21 protein-coding genes are annotated in these 23,717 nt (G+C 64.7%); 11 read left to right on the plus strand and 10 right to left on the minus strand.

What is annotated here, in order from left to right; all coding sequences use genetic code 11:
* The first annotated feature begins 24 nt into the window (after positions 1-24).
* A complete protein-coding gene (locus P6U23_RS34085; protein WP_407176703.1) occupies positions 25-1,074 on the plus strand; it encodes an HD-GYP domain-containing protein in 1,050 nt (349 codons plus the stop codon).
* Between the two features lie 151 nt (positions 1,075-1,225).
* Here P6U23_RS34085 and P6U23_RS34090 read toward each other — a convergent pair whose 3' ends face one another.
* The 4 genes from P6U23_RS34090 to P6U23_RS34105 all read right to left on the minus strand — a co-directional run bounded on the left by P6U23_RS34090 (position 1,226) and on the right by P6U23_RS34105 (position 9,802).
* Positions 1,226-3,553: a xanthine dehydrogenase family protein molybdopterin-binding subunit gene (locus P6U23_RS34090; RefSeq protein WP_407176704.1), complete on the minus strand. Its 2,328-nt coding sequence runs from the start codon at positions 3,551-3,553 to the stop codon at positions 1,226-1,228.
* Between the two features lie 206 nt (positions 3,554-3,759).
* A complete protein-coding gene (locus tag P6U23_RS34095) occupies positions 3,760-4,635 on the minus strand; it encodes a dihydrodipicolinate synthase family protein (RefSeq protein WP_407176705.1) in 876 nt (291 codons plus the stop codon).
* Positions 4,636-4,714: 79 nt separating this feature from the next.
* Entirely contained in the window at positions 4,715-7,423 is a 2,709-nt protein-coding gene (locus P6U23_RS34100) for a M1 family metallopeptidase (RefSeq protein ID WP_407176706.1), read from the minus strand.
* A gap of 144 nt (positions 7,424-7,567) precedes the next feature.
* Positions 7,568-9,802: a carboxypeptidase regulatory-like domain-containing protein gene (locus P6U23_RS34105; protein ID WP_407176707.1), complete on the minus strand. Its 2,235-nt coding sequence runs from the start codon at positions 9,800-9,802 to the stop codon at positions 7,568-7,570.
* On the opposite strand from P6U23_RS34105, the gene P6U23_RS34110 reads away from it, so the two are divergent.
* The 3 genes from P6U23_RS34110 (at position 9,777) to P6U23_RS34120 (ending at position 11,283) form a co-directional block, all read left to right on the plus strand.
* Complete coding sequence (locus P6U23_RS34110) at positions 9,777-10,070, plus strand: hypothetical protein (protein ID WP_407176708.1); 294 nt, start codon at positions 9,777-9,779, stop codon at positions 10,068-10,070. The genes P6U23_RS34105 and P6U23_RS34110 overlap by 26 nt on opposite strands.
* An 18-nt stretch (positions 10,071-10,088) precedes the next feature.
* Complete coding sequence (locus P6U23_RS34115) at positions 10,089-10,361, plus strand: hypothetical protein (RefSeq protein WP_407176709.1); 273 nt, start codon at positions 10,089-10,091, stop codon at positions 10,359-10,361.
* A 136-nt stretch (positions 10,362-10,497) separates the two neighbouring features.
* Positions 10,498-11,283: a J domain-containing protein gene (locus P6U23_RS34120; RefSeq protein WP_407176710.1), complete on the plus strand. Its 786-nt coding sequence runs from the start codon at positions 10,498-10,500 to the stop codon at positions 11,281-11,283.
* 5 nt (positions 11,284-11,288) lie between these two features.
* On the opposite strand, the gene P6U23_RS34125 is transcribed toward P6U23_RS34120, so the two are convergent.
* The 5 genes from P6U23_RS34125 to P6U23_RS34145 all read right to left on the minus strand — a co-directional run bounded on the left by P6U23_RS34125 (position 11,289) and on the right by P6U23_RS34145 (position 15,173).
* Positions 11,289-12,167, minus strand: coding sequence for an SDR family NAD(P)-dependent oxidoreductase (locus P6U23_RS34125; RefSeq protein ID WP_407176711.1), 879 nt, complete (start codon positions 12,165-12,167; stop codon positions 11,289-11,291).
* A gap of 77 nt (positions 12,168-12,244) precedes the next feature.
* Positions 12,245-12,673 (minus strand): OsmC family protein, encoded by a 429-nt coding sequence (locus P6U23_RS34130; RefSeq protein ID WP_407181680.1) that lies wholly within the window; start codon positions 12,671-12,673, stop codon positions 12,245-12,247.
* Positions 12,674-13,112: 439 nt separating this feature from the next.
* Entirely contained in the window at positions 13,113-13,583 is a 471-nt protein-coding gene (locus tag P6U23_RS34135) for a YbhB/YbcL family Raf kinase inhibitor-like protein (RefSeq protein ID WP_407176712.1), read from the minus strand.
* A 70-nt stretch (positions 13,584-13,653) separates the two neighbouring features.
* Positions 13,654-14,094: a CBS domain-containing protein gene (locus P6U23_RS34140; protein WP_407176713.1), complete on the minus strand. Its 441-nt coding sequence runs from the start codon at positions 14,092-14,094 to the stop codon at positions 13,654-13,656.
* Positions 14,095-14,204: 110 nt separating this feature from the next.
* Positions 14,205-15,173 carry a class I SAM-dependent methyltransferase gene (locus P6U23_RS34145; protein WP_407176714.1) on the minus strand — a complete coding sequence of 323 codons (969 nt, stop codon included), beginning with the start codon at positions 15,171-15,173 and terminating at the stop codon, positions 14,205-14,207.
* A gap of 289 nt (positions 15,174-15,462) precedes the next feature.
* Between P6U23_RS34145 and P6U23_RS34150 the strand changes: the two genes are divergently transcribed.
* On the plus strand, positions 15,463-16,800 hold the full coding sequence (locus P6U23_RS34150) for an erythromycin esterase family protein (RefSeq protein WP_407176715.1): 1,338 nt from the start codon (positions 15,463-15,465) through the stop codon (positions 16,798-16,800).
* Positions 16,801-16,851: 51 nt separating this feature from the next.
* Here P6U23_RS34150 and P6U23_RS34155 read toward each other — a convergent pair whose 3' ends face one another.
* Positions 16,852-17,349, minus strand: a complete 498-nt coding sequence (locus P6U23_RS34155) for a ferritin-like domain-containing protein (protein ID WP_407176716.1) — start codon at positions 17,347-17,349, stop codon at positions 16,852-16,854.
* 227 nt (positions 17,350-17,576) lie between these two features.
* Here P6U23_RS34155 and P6U23_RS34160 point away from each other — a divergent pair, with 227 nt between their 5' ends.
* The 6 genes from P6U23_RS34160 to P6U23_RS34185 all read left to right on the plus strand — a co-directional run bounded on the left by P6U23_RS34160 (position 17,577) and on the right by P6U23_RS34185 (position 23,709).
* Complete coding sequence (locus tag P6U23_RS34160; RefSeq protein ID WP_407176717.1) at positions 17,577-18,605, plus strand: SDR family oxidoreductase; 1,029 nt, start codon at positions 17,577-17,579, stop codon at positions 18,603-18,605.
* Positions 18,602-19,588, plus strand: a complete 987-nt coding sequence (locus P6U23_RS34165; RefSeq protein ID WP_407176718.1) for a hypothetical protein — start codon at positions 18,602-18,604, stop codon at positions 19,586-19,588. Before P6U23_RS34160 ends, P6U23_RS34165 begins: the two co-directional genes overlap by 4 nt.
* Positions 19,581-20,231 (plus strand): gluconate 2-dehydrogenase subunit 3 family protein, encoded by a 651-nt coding sequence (locus tag P6U23_RS34170; RefSeq protein WP_407176719.1) that lies wholly within the window; start codon positions 19,581-19,583, stop codon positions 20,229-20,231. The genes P6U23_RS34165 and P6U23_RS34170 overlap by 8 nt, the downstream gene beginning before the upstream one ends.
* Positions 20,232-20,265: 34 nt before the next feature.
* The gene (locus tag P6U23_RS34175) at positions 20,266-21,894 is read left to right on the plus strand and encodes a GMC family oxidoreductase (RefSeq protein WP_407181681.1); all 1,629 of its coding nucleotides are present in this window, start codon (positions 20,266-20,268) and stop codon (positions 21,892-21,894) included.
* A gap of 84 nt (positions 21,895-21,978) precedes the next feature.
* Positions 21,979-23,229: a DUF763 domain-containing protein gene (locus P6U23_RS34180; RefSeq protein WP_407176720.1), complete on the plus strand. Its 1,251-nt coding sequence runs from the start codon at positions 21,979-21,981 to the stop codon at positions 23,227-23,229.
* Positions 23,230-23,238: 9 nt separating this feature from the next.
* The gene (locus P6U23_RS34185; RefSeq protein WP_407176721.1) at positions 23,239-23,709 is read left to right on the plus strand and encodes an NUDIX domain-containing protein; all 471 of its coding nucleotides are present in this window, start codon (positions 23,239-23,241) and stop codon (positions 23,707-23,709) included.
* Positions 23,710-23,717: the final 8 nt, after the last annotated feature.

Raw genomic sequence — 23,717 nt, forward strand, 5'->3', positions numbered from 1 at the left:
CGCTAGCGAGAGGCTGCGACACTGATGCCAGTTCACCTGCTCGCCGACAGCCCGGCCAAGCTCACCGCCCTCCGCACCATGCTGGAGCCGAAGTTTGCCGTGACCTCGGAAATGCTCGGCGGCGCAACTGTCCAGCGCGGCGACGTGCAGGCGCTTGTGGTCAGAGCCGACCTGCGCACCATCGAAAACATCTGCGCGCTCAAGAAAATCCTCAAGACCTTGAGCAAGGTGCGCAGGCGCATCTTTCTTGTCGACGAGACGGCGCATTTGCACGTCTCGCAAGCCTACGCGCTCGGCGCGACACGCGTCTTGCTCGGGCCGGTCAATCAGGCAAGGCTGCTCGCGGAATTGGCCGAGCATGCGCCATGCGGGTCCGCACCGAGCGCGGATGCGCGCGGCGTGCAGGCCGCTGCTTCCATTGGCGAAGCGGCGCTGGCTTCGATGTTCACGGCGGTGGCGACCGGCATGCCGATCGACGCCGCGAGCGCCAAGAGCGCCGGAAGCGCGATCGCAGACTCGATCGCCGAACACGGCCTGAGCGACTGGCTGGCAGCGGTGCGGCGTCACCATGAGGGCACCTATCAGCATTGCCTCCTGGTCACCGGCGTCGCCGTCGACTTCGGGCTGAGCCTTGGCGTGCCCAAGGCCGACATCGAGCGGCTGTCCTCGGCCGCCATGTTTCACGATGTCGGCAAGGCCAAAATCCCGCTCGCAGTGCTCGACAAGCCCGGGCGTCTCGACGCTTCCGAACGCGCGCTGGTCGAAACGCACGCGGTGGCCGGCTACGACGTGCTCAAGGGCAACAGCCTGATCTCGGCCGAGATTCTCGACGCGGTGCGGCACCACCACGAATTTCTCGACGGCAGCGGCTATCCCGATGGTCTCTGCGCCGAAACTATTTGCGACCTCGTCCGCATCCTCACCATTTCAGATATCTTTTCCGCGCTGATCGAGCACCGCCCCTACAAGGCGCCGATATCGCGCGAGGACGCCTTCGCCATTCTTCAGGGCTTGCACGGCAAGCTGGAGAAGCCGCTCGTCGCCGCCTTCCGCGACGTGGCGCTGAACAGGTGATCATCTTCGGGGGCGCACCTCGCGCTCGCGCGGGTTCAACAGGGCACCGTCATCCGGGGCGCTCGCGAAGCGAGCGAACCCGGGATCTCGCGCCGTAACCTCTGGATTTCCGGGTTCGCGCTCACGCGCGCCCCGGAATGACGGGGCAATATCAAGCGCTCGCCGCCCTGGCGTCTTGAATGGCCTTCCAGATCTTTTGCGGCGTCAGCGGCGTGTTAAGCTGGGTGATACCGAGTTCGCTCAAGGCATCCATCACCCCGTTGGTGACACAGGGCGGCCCGCCGATCGCCCCCGATTCGCCGCAGCCTTTCGAGCCGAGCGGATTGGTGCGGCACGGCGCGGAATCATCCAGCGTTACCGTAATCGGCGGAATGTCCGCCGCGCGCGGGATGCAATAGTCCTGATAACTCGCGGTCAGGATCTGCCCTTCGGCATCGTAGGCTACGCCCTCATAAAGCGCCTGGCCGATCCCTTGCGCGACGCCGCCATGGATCTGGCCCGTCACCAGCATCGGATTGACGGCGACGCCGACGTCGTCGACCGTGGTGTAGCGCACGACGCGGCTCTCGCCGGTCTCAGGGTCGATCTCGACCTCGCAAATATGCGTACCGTTCGGCCAGCTCGGACCGTCGACCTCGCCCTCGCTGTCGACCGAGAGCCGCGCGCCGCCCTCCTTCTTGGCGATATCGAACAGGCTGATGCGGCGGTCGGTGCCGACCACCGTGAGAAAGCCGTCGCGATACTCGATGTCCTCGACCGAGGTCTCGAGCAGGTTGGAAGCTTTCTCGCGCGCCTTGGTGATCATGTCATTGGCCGAGACCGCGACCGCCGTGCCACCGACGAACAGCGAGCGCGAGCCGACGCTGCCGAAGCCGGTGGCAAGATCGGTGTCGCCCTGCACGACATCGATCTTGTCGAGAGGAATGCCGAGCGACTCCGAGATCATCTGGGTGTAGGTGGTCTGCAGCCCCTGCCCCATCGCCATGGTGCCGGAATGCAGGATCACGCGTCCTTCCGCCGTCGCATGCAGCGAAACCTTTTCGGTGTGCGCCCGGCCACCGGTCCATTCGATATAGCTGGTCAGCCCGCGGCCGTAGAGCAGGCCCTTTTTCTTCGCCGCCCGCTTGCGCGCATTGAATCCGTCCCAGTCGGCGAGCTTGGCGGCGCGGTCGAGCATATGGGCGAAAGCGCCGGAATCGTAGACCTGGCCGACCGCGTTGGTGTAGGGCAGTTGCGACGGCTTGATGTAGTTCGCTTTCCGGATCGCGCGCGGGTCCATGCCGATTTTTCGCGCGGCCGCGTCGAACAATCGCTCGACAATGAAGACCGCTTCCGGCCGGCCGGCGCCGCGATAGGCGCCGACGGGCGCGGTGTTGGTGATGACGGTCTTCACCTCGAAGTGCACCAGCGGCAGGTCGTAAACGCCGGTCTGCACGAACGGTCCGAGCACCAGCGGAATGATGTTCGCCGTACCCGACATATAGGCGCCGGTGCCGCCGACCGAGCGCACGCGATAGGCGAGCACCCTGCCCTTTTCGTCGAGCGCGAACTCGCCGGTCGAGGTGAGGTCGCGGCCATGAGTGCCGCCGACGAAATCGTCGGTGCGATCGCCACGCCAGCGGATCTTCCTGGCAAGCTTCACAGCGGCGTAAGCGACGATGCCGTCCTCGGGGTAGACATTGGTCTTCTGGCCGAAGCCGCCGCCGATATCGCCGACCAGCACACGCACCGAATCCTTCGGCCGCTTCAACACGGCTTCCGCGAGCACGTCGCGGGTCGAACCCGGCGTCTGCGATTGCACGTAGAGCGTCAGCCGGCCCGATTTCTTGTCGACCTCGGCAATGGTCGAGCGCGGCTCCATGGCGGAGGGCACCAGGCGCTGGCTGACGAGATCAAGCGAGACCGTATGCGCCGCCTTCGCGAAAGCTTCCTCGACCTTGGCCGCGTCGCCATAGCTCATGCTGGCGACGACATTGTCCGGCGCCTGCGGCCACACCACGGGCGCGCCGGGCTTTAGCGCCTCCAGCGGATCGACCACGGCCGGCAGGACCTCGTACTCGACCGCGATCGCTTCCGCAGCTTCCTGGGCCAGCGCGCGCGAGCTCGCGATGACGGCGGCGATCGGCTCGCCGGCGAAGCGTACCACCTCATGCGCGAGGAGCCGCCGCGGTGGGACGGTCATCGGCGAGCCGTCCGGCCGCTTGAAAATGGCAAGCGTCGGGATGGTGCCGACATCGTCCTTGATCAGGTCTTCGCCGGTGAACACGGCCTCGACGCCGGGCATGTCGGTCGCCGGCTTGGTGTCGATCGAAACGATCTTGGCGTGGGCGTGCGGGGAGCGCAGCACATGCAGCCACAGCGCGCCCTCGGCGGGCTTGTCGTCGATGAACTGTCCCTTCCCGGTGAGCAGTCTCTGGTCTTCCAAACGCTTGATCGGCTGGCCCGCGCCAAAACGTAAATTGCCGGGAAGAATATTCATCAGTTCGACCTCAAGTCTTTTTAGGTTGCGGGGGTTTTAGCGGATCGAGGTTCCAAAGGCCAACCCGCGTTTTGCGCGGGTGCCGCACAGGAAATCGTCATCATGCCCGGGCTTGACCCGGGCATCCACGCTTAATGGCGCTGACAGTTGAGACGTGGATGGCCGGGTCAAGCCCGGCCATGGCGACCGTCGAAAGATCTGACGCCTTACCCCAACTCACGCAGCACCGCCTCGACGACCTTGCGCGCATCCGCGGTGAGCGGGGCCTGCGGCGGGACGGGGTCGCCGACGTCGTAGCCCTGGATCGCGAGCCCCGCCTTGATGCAGGCGGCGAGATTGTAGCGCGCAAAGGCCTCGTTGACGCGCCACAGCTTGCGCTGGAGCGCCATCGCGTCATCCCAGCGTTGGGCCTTACAGAGGTTATAGAGCTCGACGCTGTGCCGCGGGATGATGCAAGCCGGCCCCGCCATCCACCCCACGCCGCCGATCAGCATCACCGCGGCAGGAATATGGGCGGACGCTGAGAACACGCGGATGTTATCGCCGCAACGGTTGATGATCGACAACAGCCGCCCGGTATTGGTGGAGGCATCTTTGATGTAGCCGATGCGCGGATGGGTCGACAGCCGCGCGATCACGTCGAGCGACAGATCAGAGCGCTGGAATTGTGGATTGGTGTAGATCACGACCGGGATGTCGACGGCATCCGCAATGCTGCGAAAATAGGATTCGACCTGCGCATCGCCCAAGGGGAAATAGGCTTCCAGGATCGCCAGGATGCCGTCGGCCCCACACTCCTGATAGCTGCGCGCCTGCGCCACCGCATCCGCGATTGCGGTCGAGACCACGCCGGCAACGACCGGCACGCGGCCCTGCGCGGCCTCGATCGTGGCCTGCACCACCACCCTGCGCTGCGCATTGTCGAGATAGGCAAACTCCCCGGTCGAGCCGAGCGGCGTCAGCCCATGCACGCCCGCCTTGATGAGATCGTCGCAGAGTTGGCCAAGCACGCCGCTGCGGATCCTGCCGTCGGCATCGATCGGTGAGACGAGATAGGGAAAGACACCGTGGAAGTCGGGCATGGCGGGATGGAGCCTTAACTTGAGAGCGCCGGCGTCTCTTCGCCCGCGGCGCCATCGAAGTCAATCGCGGCCCGCTGCCTCATGGTCGCGCGTTCGCCTGCTCCTTGATCCACGCGTCCATCGCCGGCAGCGCGCGGGCCTTCAGATCGGCGGAGATCGCGATCGTCTCGACGGCGCGAGCGGTGGTCACCTTTCCGCCGTTGGTCGCCTGCGCCGGCGCGAATTGCAGAAGTTCGGCGGCATAGGCGCCGTCGCTGAAATTGGTCATCAGATGCGCAATGAACTCGTCGCGAAAGGAAGGGCCTAGCTTGGCGAACAGAGGATCGTAATGCTTCTGCACGAAATGCCAGGCAAGCTCGGGCTGCTCGCCGAAAGAAGCCACCGTGTTGATCATGCCGGGAATGATGGTGATCGGCAGCTCGCCATTCAGCGCCAATTTGAGCGTATCGCGTGCGAGCACCGGATCGTGCGCGCTCGCCGCGGCGTAATAATAGCGCAGACGCTCGTCGGTCGAGGTCGCCTTGCGCGCAAGCGACAGCAGCGTGTCGTAGGTCGGCCGATCGGCCGATATGCCGACCACATGGGCGACCGGCTCGCGTAGCGCAACCGGCAGCGAGGCGGGATCCTGCAGGAAGCGCTCGAACCTGCGCTTGGCTTCCGCGATGATATCCGCATCACCGAATTCGCCGAGCGTCTTGATCAGGCTGGCGCGCAACAGCGTATCGTCATCGTCGGCCGAGCCCGACCCCTCCCAACCGAGGCGGTCGAACACGGGACGCAAGATCGTTCGGGCAAAGGCCTGCAACGCCGGCCGCTCGGCGCGATCGCGCGCAAGGCGATTAAGGTGCGCCAGCGCCCCGAGCACCTGGTCCCAGATCGCGCGCTGGTCGTTGGTCGCGATCCTGCCAAGCAAGGAGAGATAGCTCGGCGGCTCGGCGCGACCGGCCTGGACGAGCGCCCAGTCATCGGCGAGAAAGTTGAGGCGATCCTCCGGAGCCATCGCATTGAGCGCTTTCGTCAACGCGGATAGGTCCTTCGATCCATACTCGGTGCGGTAATAGCCGATATCGCCGAGATTGACCTTGATCGGCGTTCCGCATTTGCCGGCGGCGATCTCGGCATTGCCGTCGAGCAGGAGATTGCTGCGCGGCCCTCGGCCGATCGGACCGACCGCGACCGGAATCTGCCAATGCCGCGGCGGCAGAGCCGCGGTGTCGCTGCCGGCGGATCGCGTCGGCACGATCACGAAGCGCTCCTGCCGCAGTGTGAGCCGTTGGGCCCTGCCGTTGCAGTTTGTCTCGGCGATCACCAGCGGCACGCCGTCCTGCTCCGTAAACGATGCGGCAACCGTCGACACCGCCTTGCCGGCGGCGAGCTCGAGCGCCTGCCAGAGATCCGCGGTGGTCGCATTGCCGTAGGCGTGCGCGGCCATGTATCGCCGGATGCCGTCGCGAAACGTGGTCTCGCCGAGCCAGTTCTCCAGCATGCGGATGAAGGCCTGGCCCTTGCTGTAGGTGATGCCGTCGAAGGCGGTCATCGCCTCGCTCTCGTCGCCGACCTTTTGCTGGATCGGATGCGAAGTGCGGCGCGCGTCGAGCGCCATCGCATATTGCTTCTGGCCGTAGCCGTTGAACCAGGCCTTCCACTGCGGATAGAAATGCTCGGCCGCCTTTTCCTGCATCCAGCTCGCAAAGCCCTCATTGAGCCAGAGATTGTCCCACCAGCCCATGGTGACGAGATCGCCGAACCATTGGTGCGCCATTTCATGCGCCAGGATGCTGAAGATGCCGCGGCGAAGGCTGTCGGCGCTGGTTGCGGGATCGAACAGCAGCCGGCTTTCGAAAAAGGTGATGCCGCCCCAATTTTCCATGGCGCCGCCGAAGCCGCCGGGCACCGCGATCAGGTCGAGCTTGGGGAGCGGATATTTAATGCCGAAATAATCGTTGTAAAAGGAAAGCAGTTTTGTCGCGTTCTCCAGCGCAAATCGCCCCTGCTCGCTTTTTCCCGATGTCGTCACCACGCCGACCGTGACGCCCTCGACAACCGCCGTGATCCGCTCAAGCTCGCCCGCTGCGAACACGAACAGATAGCTCGACATCTTTGGCGTCGGCGCAAAATCGACGCGTTTCAGCTCCGTCGAGACAGCTTGTTCGCGCATGACCGGCATATTGCCGACGGCGAGAAATTTCTGCGGGACGGTCGCCGTGAGCGTGAACGTCGCCTTGAAGGCGGGCTCGTCCCAGCACGGGAAAATGCGCCTCGCGTCAGCCGGCTCGAGCTGAGTTGCGATCATCCGCTTGACACCTTGGCCGGTTGGATAATCCGCGTAATAAAGCCCGCGCGCGAACGGATTGATCTTCGCGGAAAAGGCGATGTGCAGATGATGCACGCCGGCGGCAAGCGGCTCGCGCAAGGACAGCGTCGCGGTCTCGGCGCCGGCATCGAGGCTGACGTCGGGACGCAGCTTGTCGTCGATGCTCACCTCGCTCAGGCTCATATTGACCGCATTCAGAACGACCCGTGTCGTGGGCTCGCGCACCTCGATGTCGACGAGTTCAGTGCCTGACAGCGTCAGCTTCTGCGGATCGGGGTTCAGGTCGATGCCGTAGTGCGTGGGAACGACGGTCTTTGGCAGCTTGCCCGGCGTCGTCTCAAAGGAATACGTCGCCTCGGCGCGCGCCGCGGAGACCAGCGCAAGCGGCAACGCGAATGCCAGGACCGCCACGGCGGCGGCATGACGCATATTGAGCATATTGAAAGGGATTTTCTGCGAAAGCACTGTGGTCATCAGCCGAGAGCCCCAACGTTACCAGCATCTCAGGCTGGGCCGTTTGCGACAATAGCCGATGTTGCGTCGCGCCAACAGGCGCACGATTCCGGCCGAAAGCATCAACTCCCGGCTGACCAAATAGTGTCACATTTAGTGAGTCAGCTAGTGAGACAGCGGATCGGGGCGGAGCTGAAAATGAACGACCAGCGGGCTGGACAGGCTACGCGCGGTCTTGCCGGGCGCACCGGGTGCTGCTGCGTCAATGCTCTCGATGTGAAACGGCGTGCGATTGCCTGACGTCACCCAGAGCCCGCGCCCTTTCCAGCCCGCATTCGGATCATCGATGCGACCGTCGATCCCCTTGGCAAAAAAGCCCATGGGATAGGGAACGCGCAATTCGACGATACGGCCGCCGACCAGCGCATGCAGAGAATCCGACTGATTGCCGGTCGCGATCGGCGTATCCGCACCCAAGCCCAGAATGTTGTGCTGATCGACCCAGAGATAATACGGATTCTCCGCCGCGCCCGACGAGCCCTGGAAGGCCGGCCCCAGCAATGGATAGAAGTCCCAGCCTTCCGGGCATTTGTTGCCCTGCTCGGCGCCGGGTCCATTGAGCGGTGCACGGCATTTGCGCCGATCGAAACTTGCGATATGCCCGCTGTCGAGCGGTACCCAGACCACGCCCTTGCGGTCGATATCCATGCCGCGGATACCGTAGCCGGGCATCGGCACTTTGTAGACCTCGGCAAGCGCGGTCGCGGGCGGATCGGATCCGGGATCGAGCCGGATGATATAGCCGGGATGTTGCAGGCTCGATCCCCAGATCGAGCCATCGAGCGGGCTCCAGGAAATGCCGTAGATGCCGAACGGCACGCGCGTGTCCTTCTTCGGGTCCACGGGTTGACCGGGCTCGTTGTAGCCTTCGTCGCGCCTGCCGTTGCCGTTGGTATCGACAATCAGCGGCGTCCAGCCCTGCGCCGCGCCGGCATCGCCGGTCTGCCAGTATGTCTTGGTGTCGACCCAGCCGATGACCGCAAGCTTGCCCGACGTGTTGGTTCCCATCCACAACGTCTCTTCGGCATCTTCCGCGAAATTCAAATGCTGCGTGCCGAAGCAGGTATCGATGAAGGAGAATTTCTGCGTTTTGGGATCGTAAACCGTGAGCTGCCTTGCGTTCTGGAAAAAGCCCTCGTGCTGTACGGTGAGAGGATAAAGCTGCGCGGAAGCCAATGCAGACTCCTTGCCGCAATAGCGAGGCTGATTGTTGGGCGCGCGCATCTGCGCTGTGAAATAGACGCGTCCCTCGTGATCCATGGTCGGGGTGTGCGCATTGGCGCGGCTGTCCCAGACCTGCTCGGTGCCCCAATAGGGTGACGGCGCGAACACCGGATTGGCCTCCGCCGAGCTTGGCGTGTCCTCGGGATCGCGCACCGGCATCTTGATCTCGGATTTCGTGTTGTGAACCGGATCGAGGATCGGACTCTGGTCGACCGAAAGCTCCGTCGCGCCATAGAGCGGGCCGAACGTATTGACGGTCGGATCGCGTTTGTCGGTGGCCGAAAGGTCGTGCAGATAATGCTTCGGATCGAGCCAATCGCGCACGGTGACCACGAGATTGCGTTCGACGCCGACGGGACGCGGCGGGCTTTGGCTCGGCAGTTCGCCTTTCTTGATGCGATCCGACCAGTCCGCCAGCGCCGCGAGATGTCCGCCATCCGGCGTCAACAGGCGGCCCATGGTGCGCACCATCGTGGTGCCGCCCGGCCCGGATTGCAGGCGCTGCGCCCAAGCCGCGATCGCGTTCTCCGAGTGGCTGAACAGCTCCGGCATGGTACGCGTCGCGTAGTTGCCGATCTGGTGGCAATTGCCGCAGCCATTGGTCTTGATCACGTCCAGCCACTGATCCTGGGTTTTGAACTCCACCGGAATGCCGTTGCCGTTGGCGCCCGTACCCGGGAATTTGCTGGTGTCGGGAATCCGCAACAGCGAGAACCAATAGATTGCCGGGTAATATTGCGCGGCGGCGGCGAGATTGGGCGCGATGTCGGCTGCGAGGCTGTGCCGGCTGCCGGGATCGGCCGCGATCTTCTTGGAATCCACCAGGCCATAGCCGCGCACCCAGAGCTGGTAATGCGCCTTCGGCAAGTCCGGAATGAGGAAGCGACCGGCATCATCGGTGACCACGATCTTCGCAAAACGCGTGCCGAGGTCCCGCGTTTCAGCAATGACCCAGACGCCGGCTTCCGCGCCAAAGCGGCTGGTGACAACACCGCCGATGTCGTTGGCGCCGATCTCGATGCCGGTCGGATTGGGCTGCGAATGCAGGCGTGCGCCGGCAATGGCGGCGACCAACGCAACCGCGAAGCAGATGACGACCGTCGAACGCAAGCGCATCCGCGCCTCACTTTTGGCTGGCGAGATAAGCAATGATGTCGTCGCTGTCCCGGTCGGCCACGCCCTGGAATACGCCCATGGCGGTGCCGGGCACCATATGAGCCGGTCCAAGATCCAGGCCTTGAGCGTCTCGGCATTCCAGTCCCACTGTGCCGTCGACCGGAATGCCTGCGAATATTTGAAGCCAGGGACGCTGCCCGCCCTGCGGTTCAGGATGCCGAACAGATTCGGCCCGAAGCGGTTGGAGTCGTCTTTGGCGACCGTGTGACAGAGCACGCATTGGCGCGTGAAAGCGGCCTCCCCTTTCCTGAAGTCAGAGCCGCGGCTGTCCTTTGTGCCGATGGCGAGCAATGCAGCAGCCGTCACGGTGAAAAATTTCGCCGCGCGGGCCGCGCTGCGCCGCACAGATGAAGGCTGCAATGGGACCCGCAGTGTTCGCTCGGTCATCGGGCCAGCCTCGGCTGGACACGGGCTCGGTTTTTCGCAACGCGAATTGATTCGATCGGTTCCAACGCGGCGCACGGCATACACGGCAAAAGCGGGCGATGATGCGGCATGAATGGTTCGGCTTCCGCACAATTCAGTCATTCTTTTGCCGGGCTGGAAAAACACTATCGCGACACTGGCGCCTGTCCCTGCTTAGGACGAATTCGCGGCGCCAATTCGAGCAGGAGAAGACCGACCGCGAGCGAAGGATGGAGACGCTTTACGATCTGCTCGGCGCACTTCCGAACGACGATGCCGAAGAATTGAGGTCCGCTTTCCGTCGCGCCGTCAAGGGAGCTCATCCCGACCTCAATCCGGGCGATCCGGACGCCGGCTTGAAATTCCGGACGATCGTGCGCGCCAACCAGATTCTCAGCGACGGCGAGCAGCGCGCGGTTTACGACCATTTGCTCGAGCTCGCGCGGCGCGAGCAGCGCGAAGCCGCAAGGCATGCCGCGGCGAGCCGGACGTACAAGATCGCCTCCGTCGTGATGGCGCTGACCACGCTCCCGGCGGCGGCGCTGGGCGGCTATGCGCTGCTCCTGCATCTGTCGGCGCAGGCCGCTGCGCCGGCGAGCAATGCGGCGACCGAAACCGCCCTTGCAACCGCCGCACCCGCGGCAACGACCCCTGGAGCAGGATCACCCAATACGTCTGCGCAGGCCGAGCTTGCCGCCCTGACAGTCGCGGCTGCGGCCGCAACCGAGCCCGCCGCAGCCGCGGATGCGCCGGCCGCAAGCATCGGGCCGCCGCTCGATATCACGCCCACCGGCGTGAAATCCCGCCGCGCGACGGCGGAGGCAGTCAACCGCAACGGCAGTCCGAACGGCGCCGTCGCAAGCTTGCGCCAGTTCGGGCGCGCCTTTGCCGGCATCGGCCGCGAAACGAACCGCCCCGTACATGGCCCGGCCACCGCAAGGAAGAAGCCCCCGCGCCAAGCGGCCGAAGCGGATCTGTCGCGGCAGGAGGGCTTCTCCTCCTCCGCGCAGCCATAGTGGGCTCAGTGCATTCGGTTGGCGACCGGCTTGCCTTTCAAGCCGTCATGCGAATGCCGGAGGTCAAGGGTCGGCGGCGGCTGCTCCTTGACGAAGTCTTGCGTCATCTCGCCGGGGCCGCCCTTGGCAATGGTGGTGCCGCCGTCAGCAAACAGCAACGCGCCGGTCACAAAACTCGCCTCGTCGGATGCGGCGAATGCGAACACGTTGGCCATCTCTTCCGGCGTGCCGCGCCGGCCGAGCACGGTGCCGGCCAAGGTCTGCTTTTCCATGCGCGCATCCATCGGACCGGTTTCCTTGCGAGTCCAGGCGGTGTCGATGGGTCCGGGGCAGACGCAGAGCGCGCGGATGCCGTATTTGCCCTGCTCGTAGGCCACGCCGCGCATGAACGCGTGCAGGAATCCCTTGGAACCGCCATAGGCCGCCGCAGTGGGCTCGCCGACCTCGCCAGCTTCCGAGCCGGTTGAGATCACCACCCCGCGCGATTGCTGCAGATGGGGCAGCGCGAATTTGGTCATCAGGAACGCCGACCTGATGTTGTTGCGGATGATGTAATCGAAGCTCTCGATCGAGTGGTCCTGACACTCGGCGATTTCAGGAAATACGCCGGCATTGTTGATCAGGATGTCCAACCTGCCGAATACGTCGACCGCCATGGTGACGCAGGCCTTGGCATCGGTCTCGTCCGCGAGGTCGCCGAGGAACGGCTCGGCTTGGCCGCCACGCATCTTGATGTGATGCACCACATCCTCGATCGGATCGTCGGGCAATCCCGCGACGACGAGTTTCGCGCCTTCGTTGGCAAATTTGTGCGCGATCGCTTCACCGATGCCGGTGCCCGCGCCCGTGACAATGGCAACTTTTCCCTCGAGCCGACCGGCCATGACAAGTCTCCGCAGTGCATGGGTTGAGATGCGCGCCCGGGCAAGCTCTGCTCCGTCGCGCTTTGACGACAAGTCCCCTAAACGTGCCGTGCGTTCACGGTGATCTTCGTGCCCGCAAGCGCGCGCGACACCGGACAGTTGCGCTTGGCGTTTTCGACCTCCTCGCGGAATCTCGCCTTGTCGATGCCGCGCACGTCGACATCGGTTTCAAGCGCGACCTCCGTGATGGCAAATCCTTCGCCTACCTTCTCGAGCAAAGCCTTCGCGTGCGTGCGGATGCTTTCAGGTTTGAAGCCGGCACGCTCCAGCCCGGCCGACAGCGCCATGGAGAAGCAACCGGCATGCGCCGCCGCGATGAGTTCTTCCGGATTCGTGCCTTCGCCCGTCTCGAAGCGCGAGCCGAAGCAATAGCCGCCTTCGAAGGCGCGGCTGCCAAGCTTGACGGAGCCGCGGCCATCGCGCAGCCCTCCTGTCCACTCCGCATCTGCCGTTCGCTCCGCAACCATGGAACGCGTCCCATCATGACGCGCGGGCTCACTCTGCCGTTTCAGTTCCTGGTCGATGATCTCGCGCGAGCCTTCGGCCGGATCCATGTGGGTCGGAAAATGCGCCATCGTTTGCTCCTGCGGGTCCTGGAGGAGGCGGCTTTCGAAAAATGGCGTGACGCGCCGATGTGCCGCAGGTCGGGCCAAACAAGGACCCCGTCAGTTACCGAAGTAATCTGACGGGGCTTGTAAGCTGATCGATGGCGTGGCTCGCCATTAAAACTTTCGGTTTTGGCTCGCTCTTCCATTGACCGCTTACTGACCGGCAAAACCCCGCATGACCGCTAACGTTCCATTGCCATGTGGTTTTAATCTTTGTGCGGACGCACGTCCCGACCGCTCCGGCGCAACGCTGGACGGAACCCGCCCCGTGCGAAGCTGATGGCTCCGGAGCCCCGCCTCAGCGGCTGTAGATGCCGACGAGTTCGGCCTGCCCGAGCATGTGCTTCTCGGCCTCCTTCCAGATGTCGGTGACAGCCAGCTTGGGCGCTCGCGAAAGCGCTTCCACATCCAGGGCCGCCAGCTTGAAATGATAATGGTGCGTCCCGTGTCCCCTCGGCGGTGCGGGTCCGCAATAGCGCGGCTCGCCGAAATCGTTGACGCCCTTGCCAAGACGTTCCGTCTTGGCACCGCTGCCACGGTCGACACCCTCCGGCAACAAGGTCCGTTCGCCCATGATGTTGTAGAGCCCCCAATGGCGGAACGTACCCGAGGGGGCATCCGGATCTTCCACAATCAAGGCAAAGCTCTTGGTGCCTTCCGGCGGATCCGACCATTGCAACGGCGGCGAGAGGTTTTCGCCATCCGCTGTGTATTTTGAGGGAATGGGATCGCCATCCTGAAATGCGGAACTCTTCAAACTGAAGGTCATATCCAACCTCCTAATCATTGCTGATATCGGCCGCGGTCTCGCCCCGCGCCGCGGCCGCGTACGAGGCACGCTAGCCGCGACCGGAACGGCGTTCCCCGTCGGTGGGCTCGGAGATACCCTGCAGAGCATCCTGCGCTGCGCGCCCTTCCGACCGGCCGAGATCGGCGAGCGCGATCACAGCGACAAGCCGCCTGTCGCGGTTGAGCACCGGCAAGCGGCGGATCTGGTCCCTGGCCATGATCTGGGCCGCCGCTTCGGCATCATCATCCTCGAAGCAATAGCTCACGCCTTCCGACATCACGTCGCGGACGACCGTGTTGCCGGGCGTGCGGTTGTCGGCGACGGCCCGCATCACGATGTCGCGGTCGGTGACCACGCCGACCAATCGATCATTCTCTCCGACAGGCAGTGCACCAATGTTGTCGGCGCGCATTTTGCGCGCCACGTCGCGTATGGTCATGTTCGGATCGGCGATGGCCACTTTCCGCTGCATAATGTCCTGGACCTGCATCTGTCTGCTCCTGAAACCTGCATCGCGCGATTTCGCCCTGGCAGACCAACGGCGAGTGGGCCGACCGGTTTCTATGGAAAGCCGCCTAAGCGGAACAGGGTAGCCGCCGCTCAGACGCTCTGCACGAGCCCGTAGATGACGTTCCGGTTCGCATCCCTAAACAGCCGCCGCGAGGCAATCGCCTGCCCCGGCAAGTCCGACCAGATTTCCTCGATCTCACCCTCGTCACGGAAAAGCAGCCGCCAATCCATGAAAGTCTCCATGTATCCGGCATCATGGATGCCGCGCGCAAAGTTCGCAAACAGGAGCTCGCCTCCGGGATGGAGCATCGCGAAAGCGGTTTCGGTCAGTCGTTTGGCCACGCGCTCGGAGACATGATCGTAGACGCCCGCCGCATAGATGACATCGAAGCTGCCAAGCTCGTGCTGGCCGGCGATCAGGCTTGTGACCGACCCCCCAACCGGTCGGATCGGTGACTCGGAAAACGTCCGCGCCAGGTATGCGAGGGCCTCCTTGTCCTGATCCACCGCCATCCAGCGCGCGACATTGCCTTCGGCCAATGCTCGAGATCGCGCCGCCTCGCGCAGATGTCCGGCGCCGATGGAGAGGACCGAGATCTGGCGTCCACGTTCGTGGGCTACGCGATCGACCAGCTTCGCGACGATGCCGCGGCGCTCACGAATAGCGGCTGCGCACGCCATTTCGGAGGTGAAGCCGTAGATCTCGCGGCCGAGCCTTGTCGCGCTGGAGACCTGCGCCGCGATGTTGGTCTCGCCATAGATAAAATCCAGCAGCCGCGCGTCGCCCGGATAACCCCGCGGCTTCCGGTAAGACCAGCTCGTTAGGGGATCCTGATGAACGACCCGCGCCAGCGGATGATGCATCCACTCGCTTCTGAGCAGCCTCCACTCGTGCCCATCCAGCCGCTCTCGCAGGTCGCAAAGACCCGATACCAGGCACGACATCGCGTCTGCCGCCGGCTGGGTCGAGAACATTTGCGAGACTTCGTCCAGCAAGGCGAGCGCATCATCGTAGCGACTGCGGCGATGCGAAAAAGGCGTGACTTGCGTGTCCATCATCGCGTTTCCAACCCTGGCCGCCCGAGCGACCCCTCCGTCCATTTCGAGGACGCAGAGGCTAGCCAGGCCGAATGAAACCGGCATCACCCAAATGGGCTATGAGCCAGGCCATGTCTATGAAATCACGATCAAACTCACCGACCGGGGCGGTTCACCATCGAAACCGTTACGGAGCCATCAGCCCGTTGTTGGGGGGACTGACGCGGCCGACGGCGGTAGCCTGGAACGTCGGGATGCCGAACGAGTTTGCGTCGCTGCGGACGTCGTCCGAGAGCAAGGAGCCCGCCCAATGGCTCTATCCCCCGAGGCCGAGCGCGCTCGCGCGCAGGCAAACCACGAGTTGATCGCCTTGTTGCGTGGCGCCGGCGAACATCTGCCCGCGCCGGAGCGGGACGATTTTGGTGCCTATTTCGACCGCTTCGCCGCCGCGAAGCTCGTGCTGCTCGGCGAAGCAACCCATGGCACGTCGGAGTTCTACCGGGCGCGCGCCGCCATCACGCGCCAATTGATCGAACATCATGGCTTCAACATGGTCGCCGTCGAGGCCGATTGGCCTGACGCCGCGGCGATCGATCGCCATGTCCGGCAACTGCCGGCCGCGTCCGGCGCCGAGCCGCCGTTTGAGCGTTTCCCGACCTGGATGTGGCGCAACGTCGAAGTGCGCGAGTTCGTGGATTTCCTGCGTCAGCACAATGACGCTTTTGCGATGGACAAGCGGGTCGAATTTCGCGGCCTGGATGTCTACAGCCTGCGCCGCTCCATTGCCGCCGTCATTGCCTATCTCGAAAAGGTCGACCCCGAACGCGCCCGCGCGGCGCGCCAGCGTTACGGCTGCCTCACGCCCTGGCAGGCCGATCTCACCGCTTACGGCCTCGCCATGCTATCCGGCCGCGACACCTGCGAGGATGACGTCGCCGCGCAACTGCATGATCTGCTCAAGCATCGCCTGGCCTATGTCGCGCGCGACCCGGAAGCGTTCTTCAGCGCCGCTCAGAACGCGCGCGTCGTCCGCGCCGCCGAGCGCTATTACCGATTGATGTATCGCGGCTCGACCGAGTCGTGGAACCTGCGCGACCGGCACATGTTCGAGACGCTGCAATACGCGATGCAGCGGCGCGGTGCGGACGCAAAGGCCGTGGTCTGGGCGCACAATTCCCATATCGGCAATGCATCGGCGACATCGATGGGCTGGGCCGGCGAGTTCAACATCGGCGAGCTTGTCCGCGACGCCTATGGCGAGGATGCACGCCTGATCGGCTTCGGCACGGACCGCGGCACGGTGGCGGCGGCATCCGATTGGGACGGCGAGATGGAGATCAAATCGGTGCGGCCCGCGCGTGAGGATTCCTACGAATCGCTGTTTCGTCACAGCGGGCTTGCGCGATCTCTCACCGATCTGCGGCCGCCCGGTCGGCACGACCTGCGCGAGGCGCTGACCGGCCCGCGGCTCGAACGAGCGATCGGCGTCGTCTATCGCCCGGAGACCGAATTGCTCAGCCATTATTTCGAAGCGGTGTTGCCGGACCAGTTCGACGCCTTCATCTGGTTCGAGGAAACGCGCGCGGTGACGCCCCTCGAAGCGCCGAAGGTCGCCGCAAGCGCAGACACCTATCCGTTCGGATTGTGACCTTCATGCGCGTCATTGCAATGGTCAAGATTGCAATGACCAGCACCTGCCCTACGCCGCGGCCAGCGCATCCTGGTTGATCTCGCCCTTGGCGAGCGAGGTCAGAAGTTCATCGGTGCGCTTCTCTTCTTCGAGACTCTCGTGCAGCAGACGCTGATCGTCGCGCAGCTCAAGCTGGCCCGCGAGCGCCGCCACGCTGCCGTAAGCGGCGATCTCGTAATGCTCGAGCTTCTGCGCCGAAGCCAGCAGCCCGGCATCACGCAGGTCGTCGCCCTTGAGCATACCGATCATCTTCTCGGTTTCCTTGATCATCGCCTGGAGCGCCTGATCGGTGTGCGCATCCGCCTCCGCCTTGTGCTTTTGCAGGATCGAGCCGAGACGATCACATTGCGTCGCGGTCTGCCGCCGGTGCTTCTCGAAGGCATCCTTCAATGACGGATGCGACGCCACGCCGGCCATCCGCCCTAGGGCTTTGCCCAGTTGCTGTTCCACGCTGACCAGTTCCTGAAGCTCCGCGATGTACATGTCTTTGAAGTTGGTGATCTGCATGGCGATTACCTTTCGTTTGCTGGCACCGTCGTTCCCGCGTAGGCCAAGGCGACATCCGTACGGCCTCCGCTCTTCAACGATGCGAGGACGACCGCGTTCCCGACGCGACCGCGCCGGCTGTGCTTCGCAGAAAATACCGGGAACGAAGGTGGCGCGTTTGCGATTGTCCGAATGACCGAGCCACTTGACCGCGAAACCAGCGCGTCATGTCCTTCGGAAAGGCGTGAATGCCCAACATCGTCGTAACAGGTGCAAGCGCAGGGGTTGGCCGTGCGATCGCGCTCGAATTCGCACGGCAAGGCGCCGATGTCGCGCTGCTGGCGCGGGGGCGGAAGCGGCTCGACAGCGCAGCCGGCGAAATCGGGCAGCTCGGCCGAAGGGCTCTTGCGATCTGCGTCGATGTCGCCGACCCAGCCGCAGTCGAACAGGCGGCCGATCAGATCGAGCGTGAACTGGGCCCCATCGATATCTGGATCAATAACGCGATGGTGACGATCTTTGCGCCGGTGCACGAGATCACACCGGAGGAATTTCGTCGCGTCACCGAGGTCACCTATCTCGGACAGGTCCATGGAACTCTTGCCGCCTTGAGGCGGATGCGCCGACGCGACCGCGGAACAATCGTCCAGGTCGGCTCAGCGCTCGGCTACCGCGCCATTCCGCTGCAGTCCGCCTATTGCGCCGCGAAATTCGCGGTGCGCGGTTTCACCGATTCCCTGCGCACCGAACTCATCCATGAGGGCAGCAGCATCAGGCTCACCATGGTCCAGCTCCCGGCGGTCAATACACCGCAGTTCGACTGGGCACGCAGCCGCATGAGCAGGAAAGCCCAGCCGCTGCCGCCGATCTTTCAACCCGAGGGAATCGCGCGCGAGATCGTGCGCGCGGCCCATCTGGCGCCGCGCGAGCTGTGGATCGGCGCACCCACGTTGAAGGCGATCGCCGGGAACATGATCGCGCCGCATGTCGTCGACGACATTCTCGCGCGCAAAGGCTATTCGGGCCAGCTCGCCGACGAACCGCGCGATCCAGATACATCCGATAACATGTTTGCGCCGCCGCCCGGCGATACCGGCGCGCACGGCCGCTTCGATGCGCAAGCCAGCGAGGAGGTCAGTAGTTTCGATCCGCATTGGTTGCGGGCCGCCGCCCTGCTTGGAATTGCAGCTCTGGGACTTGCGACCTTGCTGGGCAGCCAGCGCGGCCGCGATCTGCGGGATTTGGAGCGAGTACGGCGATTGAGCAGGAACGCATGACCATCACCTCAGGGCGCCAGATCGGCAGCGATATGGTTGCCGCGGGGGTTGGCGCGGCGCTCACGGCCGTTTGCGGGGCCGCCTTGCTGGCCCCGCGGAGGCGACCGGCATTGTCCCGCAGGGCTCGTCCCGGGCGAGGGACCATTTTTCGCCGAAAGGAAAAGCCGGCCGTCACGGCGGCGCGGCGGCTGAACTGCGCGGCCGGCGTGCTGGCGTTTTCGGTGCTCGCCGACAGCGCGATCGAACATTACCGCGGCTCGTTCTGCAATCCGGCGATGTATGTGCCGCTGGCCGTATCAAGCCTCGCGCTCATGACGAGCGGCCACGGCATCATGGACCGACGCGCCACAGCCCATCGCATCCGCGACGCGAGCTATGGCGCGGCGCTGTTGACGGGGGCGGTCGGCACCGGCTTTCATCTCTACAACGTTCTCAAACGTCCGGGCGGGTGGCGCTGGGAGAATCTTTTCTATGGCGCGCCGCTCGGTGCGCCCAGCGCACTGCTGTTGTCCGGCCTGTTCGGCTTCATGGCCGAGCGCGTACGCGATGCGCGCTCGGGTCAGCGGCCGCGTTTTCTCAAGCTTCCGATCGGCCGGCTGACCGCCGCACTCACCGCTGCAGGTCTGCTGGGCACCGTGGGCGAAGCCGGTCTCCTGCATTTTCGCGGCGCCTACCACAATCCATTCATGTTCGTTCCGGTGACGCTGCCGCCGGGAGCAGCGCTGGTGATGAGCGAAGTCGCGCTCGGTCCAAAGCGCCCCCGCCGCGCCTTCTCGCGCTGGTGGCTGCGGCTGACCGCCGCGATCGGTTTTGCCGGCGTCGCCTTTCATGCCTACGGCGTTCACCGCAACATGGGCGGCTGGCGCAACTGGCGACAGAACATACTCAACGGCCCCCCACTGCCGGCACCACCGAGCTTCGCCGGCCTGGCGCTCGCGGGACTGGCCGCCCTCTCCTTGCGCGAGGAGGCAAGAGATGCGTGATCTCTATCCCGGCTATGACGTGCTCGCCAAACGCAACACGCCGTCCTGGAACGACATGACGCGCCGGGTGATCGACGAGCGGCTTGGCATCGATCCGGCGGCGCACAGCTTCTTCTCCGACGCGGAATGGACGACGCTGTTGGCCCTCTGTGATCGCATCATCCCGCAACCGCCCGAGCGATCCCGGCCCGTTCCGATTGCCGCCCTGCTCGATCGCAAGCTCTCGCGCGGTTTGCATGATGGCTATCGCCATGCGCAATTGCCGCCGGCGCAAGAAGCCTGGAAGCGCGGGTTGTTCGCGATCGACAGGGAAGCCGCCGCTCTCCATGACGTCCTGTTTGCCAAGCTCGCCGCGGATCAGCAGGACGCACTCCTGCGCCAGATGCAGGACGGCGAACTCGATGACGCCGCTTGGCGCGACATGCCCTGTGCACTGTTCTTCAAGGCGCGGCTCCTGCCCGACATCGTCAAGACCTATTACGCTCATCCGACCGCCTGGAACGAAATCGGCTGGGGCGGACCGGCCAGCCCACGCGGCTATGTGCGGCTGCGCGCCGATTTCCGCGATCCCTGGGAGGCCGCGGAGTCAAAGCCAGGTCGCGCGGCGCAAGCTTTGCGGGAGAACCGTCGTGTCGGCCGGTGAGCCCCGCGTCAACGCCCTGGCTCCTGATGACCCGATGACCACGCCGCGGGCGCGCAACGGCCACGCGCCCGATGTGTTTCGCATCAGTGCCTGGATGCCGATGCGGCAATATGCCGATAGTGACGCGGTGGATTTTGCCATTGTCGGCACCGGCGCGGGCGGCGGCACGCTTGCCTGCAAACTCGCGGAGGCCGGCTTTTCGGTGGTCGGCTTCGATGCCGGACCGTTCTGGCGGCCGCTGGAAGATTTCGCCTCCGACGAGGAAGCACAGACCAAGCTTTACTGGACCGACGAGCGCATCGTCGACGGCGAAAATCCGCTGCAGCTCGGCTCGAACAATTCCGGCCAATCCGTCGGCGGCTCGACCGTGCATTTCGCGATGGTCTCGCTGCGGTTTCGGCCCGAATGGTTCAAGTCGCGCTCGCTGCTCGGCTACGGCGCGGACTGGCCGGTCGATTGGCGCGAGATGTGGGACTATTACGAGCAGGTCGAACAGGCGCTGAAGATCGCAGGTCCCGTGAGCTATCCCTGGGGACCGGAGCGGCCGCGCTATCCCTATCGCGCCCATGAACTCAACGCGCCGGCACTTTTGTTGGCGCGCGGCGCCGAAGCACTCGGCATTCAATGGACGCCGACGCCGATCGCCACGCTCTCCGCGCCGCGCGGCGCCTCGCCGCCTTGCGTCTATCGCGGCTTCTGCGTGATCGGCTGTTCCACCAACGCCAAGCAGAGCGCGCTCTTGGTCTGGATACCCAGGGCCATCCAGGCGGGCGCCGAAATCCGCGATCTCGCCATGGTCGGCCGCATCGAGGTCAACGGCGATCGCGTCAGCGGCGTGCACTATTATCGCGAGGGGGAGTGGCGTTTTCAGAGGGCAAGGAACGTGGTCGTGGCGGGCTACGCGATCGAAACACCGCGCCTGCTCCTGATGTCGGCCACACCGCGCTTTCCGGATGGGCTTGCCAATTCCTCCGGGCTGGTCGGCAAGAACCTCATGGTGCAGGCGAACCAGGCGGTGTGGGGCGTGGTCGATGAAGAGGTCCGCTCCTACAAGGCGCCGCCGTCGCTCGCCCTCACCGAGCACTGGAATTATGAAGACCGCGGCAAGGATTTTTTCGGCGGCTACGCCTATATGAGCCAGGGTCCGCTGCCCGTGCTCTGGAGCAACACGCTCGCCACCGCGCGCGGGCTGTGGGGCCAGGCGCTGGTCGACGAGATGCAGCGCTACAACCACACGGTCGGGCTCAAGATCGTCGGCGAATATATGCCGCAGGAGCGCAACCGCGTGACGCTGACGGACGAGAAGGACCGTTTTGGCCTGCCGGTTCCACGCGTCACCTACTCCTGGTGCGACAACGACAAAAAGCTCAATCGCCATGCGCTCGCCTTCATGCGCCAGGCGCTTGAGGCCGTCGGCGCGCGCGAGATCTGGGACCAGGAGGATGACACCGCCCATCTCAACGGCACCGCGCGCATGGGCGACAATCCCAGGACCAGCGTCGTCGACGCCGACTGCCGAAGCTGGGACATCCGCAATCTGTGGATCTGCGACGGCTCGGTGTTCCCGACGGTCGGCGGAGTCAATCCCTCGCTGACAATTCAGGCGATCGCCTGCCGCACCGGCGATCGGATCAAGGAGATGGCACGGCGCGGCGAGCTGTGAGCGCCGCAAAACAGTTGCCCCGCCCACCGCGAAGGGCGATGAATGGCACTCGAACAGAATCGTCCAACGCAGCTCGGCAAACCCATGGCCAGACGCACCGGCAGCGCCGACCTTCCGCTCCACACCGGGCGCGTTCCGCCCTGGCTGGCCAGCCGCATGGCGCAGCTCGGTGCCATCGTCACCCAGGCGATCGTGCATCACTACGGGCGGGACGAGTTCCTGCAGCGGCTTGCACATCCCTTCTGGTTCCAGTCGTTCGGCGCCGTCATGGGCATGGACTGGCACTCCTCGGGCATCACCACCAGCGTGATCGGGGCGCTGAAGCGCGGGCTGAAGCCGCTCGAAAGCGAGCTCGGCATCCATGTCTGCGGCGGGCGCGGCCAGCACTCGCGCAAAACGCCGGACGAACTGCGTCAGCTCGGCGAGCGCGTCGGCTTCGACGGCGCCAGGCTGACCCGCGCCAGCCGCCTGGTAGCGAAGGTCGACAGCGCGGCGGTTCAGGACGGCTTTGACCTCTACCTGCACGGCTTCTTCGTCACCGATGACGGCAAATGGACCGTGGTGCAGCAGGGCATGAACGGCGACAAGCGGCAGGCGCGCCGCTACCACTGGCATTCGCAAGCGCTGCAGGATTTTGTCGACGAGCCGCACAGCGCGATCGATGGTCCGCGCCAAGGCGAGATCGTCAATCTCACCGATCACCGTGCGAAAATGTCGCGCGGCGCGCAGCTCGAGCTGCTCAGCGAACTCGGCCCCGACCGCATCGTCTCCGAGTTCGAGGCGCTGACCGACACTACCCCGAAGCAAGCACTGCTGCCGCATCTGATCATGCCGGCACATCACGATGTGCGACCGAAGGACGTGTTCGCGCGGCGCCTGCATGCGACCCTGACCGCCGCGGAGCAGCAAGGGCCGCAGGATTTCGCCGAGCTGTTGCTGACGCCCGGAGTCGGCGCGCGCACCGTGCGCTCGCTTGCGATGGTGGCGGAAGTCGTGCACGGCGCGCCCTACCGCTTCCAGGATCCGGCGCGCTTCTCGCTCGCTCATGGCGGCAAGGACCGGCATCCCTACCCCGTGCCGATCAAGGTCTATGACGAGACCATCCGCGTGCTGAAATCCGCGGTACAGGGCGCGAGGCTCGGCCGCGAGGAGGAACTTACTGCCATCAAGCGCCTTGACGATCAGGCGCGCCGGCTCGAGCGCCATGCAAGGGGCCCCTCCCTCGAGACCTTCATCGCAACTGAACGCGCCGCATCGGCTGAGCTCGACGGCCGCTCCGTGTTCGGTTGGGAGCGCGACATCGCCGCCGCTGCGAAGGCCGAACGGTCCCGGTGAGCGGCGGTCGTGCCGGCGAAAAGCGCAGGGGTGCTCGCCTTCAGGACCAAGGGCCGCCGGCTGGAAGTGCTGCTGGTGCATCCGGGCGGACCGTTCTGGCGCAACAAGGATCTTGGTGCGTGGTCGATCCCCAAAGGCGAATTCGGCGCGCACGAGCAGCCCGAACAGGTGGCGCGCCGGGAGTTCTGCGAGGAACTCGGCATCGAGCTTTCCGTGCCGCTGGTCTCCTTGGGCGAGATCCGCCAGCGCGGCGGCAAAGTCGTCACGGCCTTTGCCGCGGATTGCGATGTGGATGTCGATGCCATCCGCAGCAACACGTTCGACATCGAATGGCCACCGCGCAGCGGCAGGCGGCAGACATTTCCGGAAGTCGACCGCGCCGAATGGTTCGACCTGCCGACCGCGCGCGCCAAGATCAACGAGGCCCAGCGCGAATTGCTGGACCGGCTCGAAACCAAATCCAACGAAGCGAAGCGCTAGGCGACTTT

This window comes from Bradyrhizobium sp. STM 3562 (genome assembly GCF_045571435.1).
Lineage (GTDB): Bacteria > Pseudomonadota > Alphaproteobacteria > Rhizobiales > Xanthobacteraceae > Bradyrhizobium.

What these genes read in the sequence shown, in the direction of transcription:
- P6U23_RS34085 (WP_407176703.1), top strand. Translation starts at nt 25, where the DNA reads ATGCCAGTTCACCTGCTCGCCGACAGCCCGGCCAAGCTCACCGCCCTC.
- P6U23_RS34090 (WP_407176704.1), bottom strand. Translation starts at nt 3,553, where the DNA reads ATGAATATTCTTCCCGGCAATTTACGTTTTGGCGCGGGCCAGCCGATC.
- P6U23_RS34095 (WP_407176705.1), bottom strand. Translation starts at nt 4,635, where the DNA reads ATGCCCGACTTCCACGGTGTCTTTCCCTATCTCGTCTCACCGATCGAT.
- P6U23_RS34100 (WP_407176706.1), bottom strand. Translation starts at nt 7,423, where the DNA reads ATGACCACAGTGCTTTCGCAGAAAATCCCTTTCAATATGCTCAATATG.
- P6U23_RS34110 (WP_407176708.1), top strand. Translation starts at nt 9,777, where the DNA reads ATGACGACCGTCGAACGCAAGCGCATCCGCGCCTCACTTTTGGCTGGC.
- P6U23_RS34105 (WP_407176707.1), bottom strand. Translation starts at nt 9,802, where the DNA reads ATGCGCTTGCGTTCGACGGTCGTCATCTGCTTCGCGGTTGCGTTGGTC.
- P6U23_RS34120 (WP_407176710.1), top strand. Translation starts at nt 10,498, where the DNA reads ATGGAGACGCTTTACGATCTGCTCGGCGCACTTCCGAACGACGATGCC.
- P6U23_RS34125 (WP_407176711.1), bottom strand. Translation starts at nt 12,167, where the DNA reads ATGGCCGGTCGGCTCGAGGGAAAAGTTGCCATTGTCACGGGCGCGGGC.
- P6U23_RS34130 (WP_407181680.1), bottom strand. Translation starts at nt 12,673, where the DNA reads ATGGTTGCGGAGCGAACGGCAGATGCGGAGTGGACAGGAGGGCTGCGC.
- P6U23_RS34135 (WP_407176712.1), bottom strand. Translation starts at nt 13,583, where the DNA reads ATGACCTTCAGTTTGAAGAGTTCCGCATTTCAGGATGGCGATCCCATT.
- P6U23_RS34140 (WP_407176713.1), bottom strand. Translation starts at nt 14,094, where the DNA reads ATGCAGGTCCAGGACATTATGCAGCGGAAAGTGGCCATCGCCGATCCG.
- P6U23_RS34145 (WP_407176714.1), bottom strand. Translation starts at nt 15,173, where the DNA reads ATGATGGACACGCAAGTCACGCCTTTTTCGCATCGCCGCAGTCGCTAC.
- P6U23_RS34150 (WP_407176715.1), top strand. Translation starts at nt 15,463, where the DNA reads ATGGCTCTATCCCCCGAGGCCGAGCGCGCTCGCGCGCAGGCAAACCAC.
- P6U23_RS34155 (WP_407176716.1), bottom strand. Translation starts at nt 17,349, where the DNA reads ATGCAGATCACCAACTTCAAAGACATGTACATCGCGGAGCTTCAGGAA.
- P6U23_RS34160 (WP_407176717.1), top strand. Translation starts at nt 17,577, where the DNA reads ATGCCCAACATCGTCGTAACAGGTGCAAGCGCAGGGGTTGGCCGTGCG.
- P6U23_RS34165 (WP_407176718.1), top strand. Translation starts at nt 18,602, where the DNA reads ATGACCATCACCTCAGGGCGCCAGATCGGCAGCGATATGGTTGCCGCG.
- P6U23_RS34170 (WP_407176719.1), top strand. Translation starts at nt 19,581, where the DNA reads ATGCGTGATCTCTATCCCGGCTATGACGTGCTCGCCAAACGCAACACG.
- P6U23_RS34175 (WP_407181681.1), top strand. Translation starts at nt 20,266, where the DNA reads ATGACCACGCCGCGGGCGCGCAACGGCCACGCGCCCGATGTGTTTCGC.
- P6U23_RS34180 (WP_407176720.1), top strand. Translation starts at nt 21,979, where the DNA reads ATGGCCAGACGCACCGGCAGCGCCGACCTTCCGCTCCACACCGGGCGC.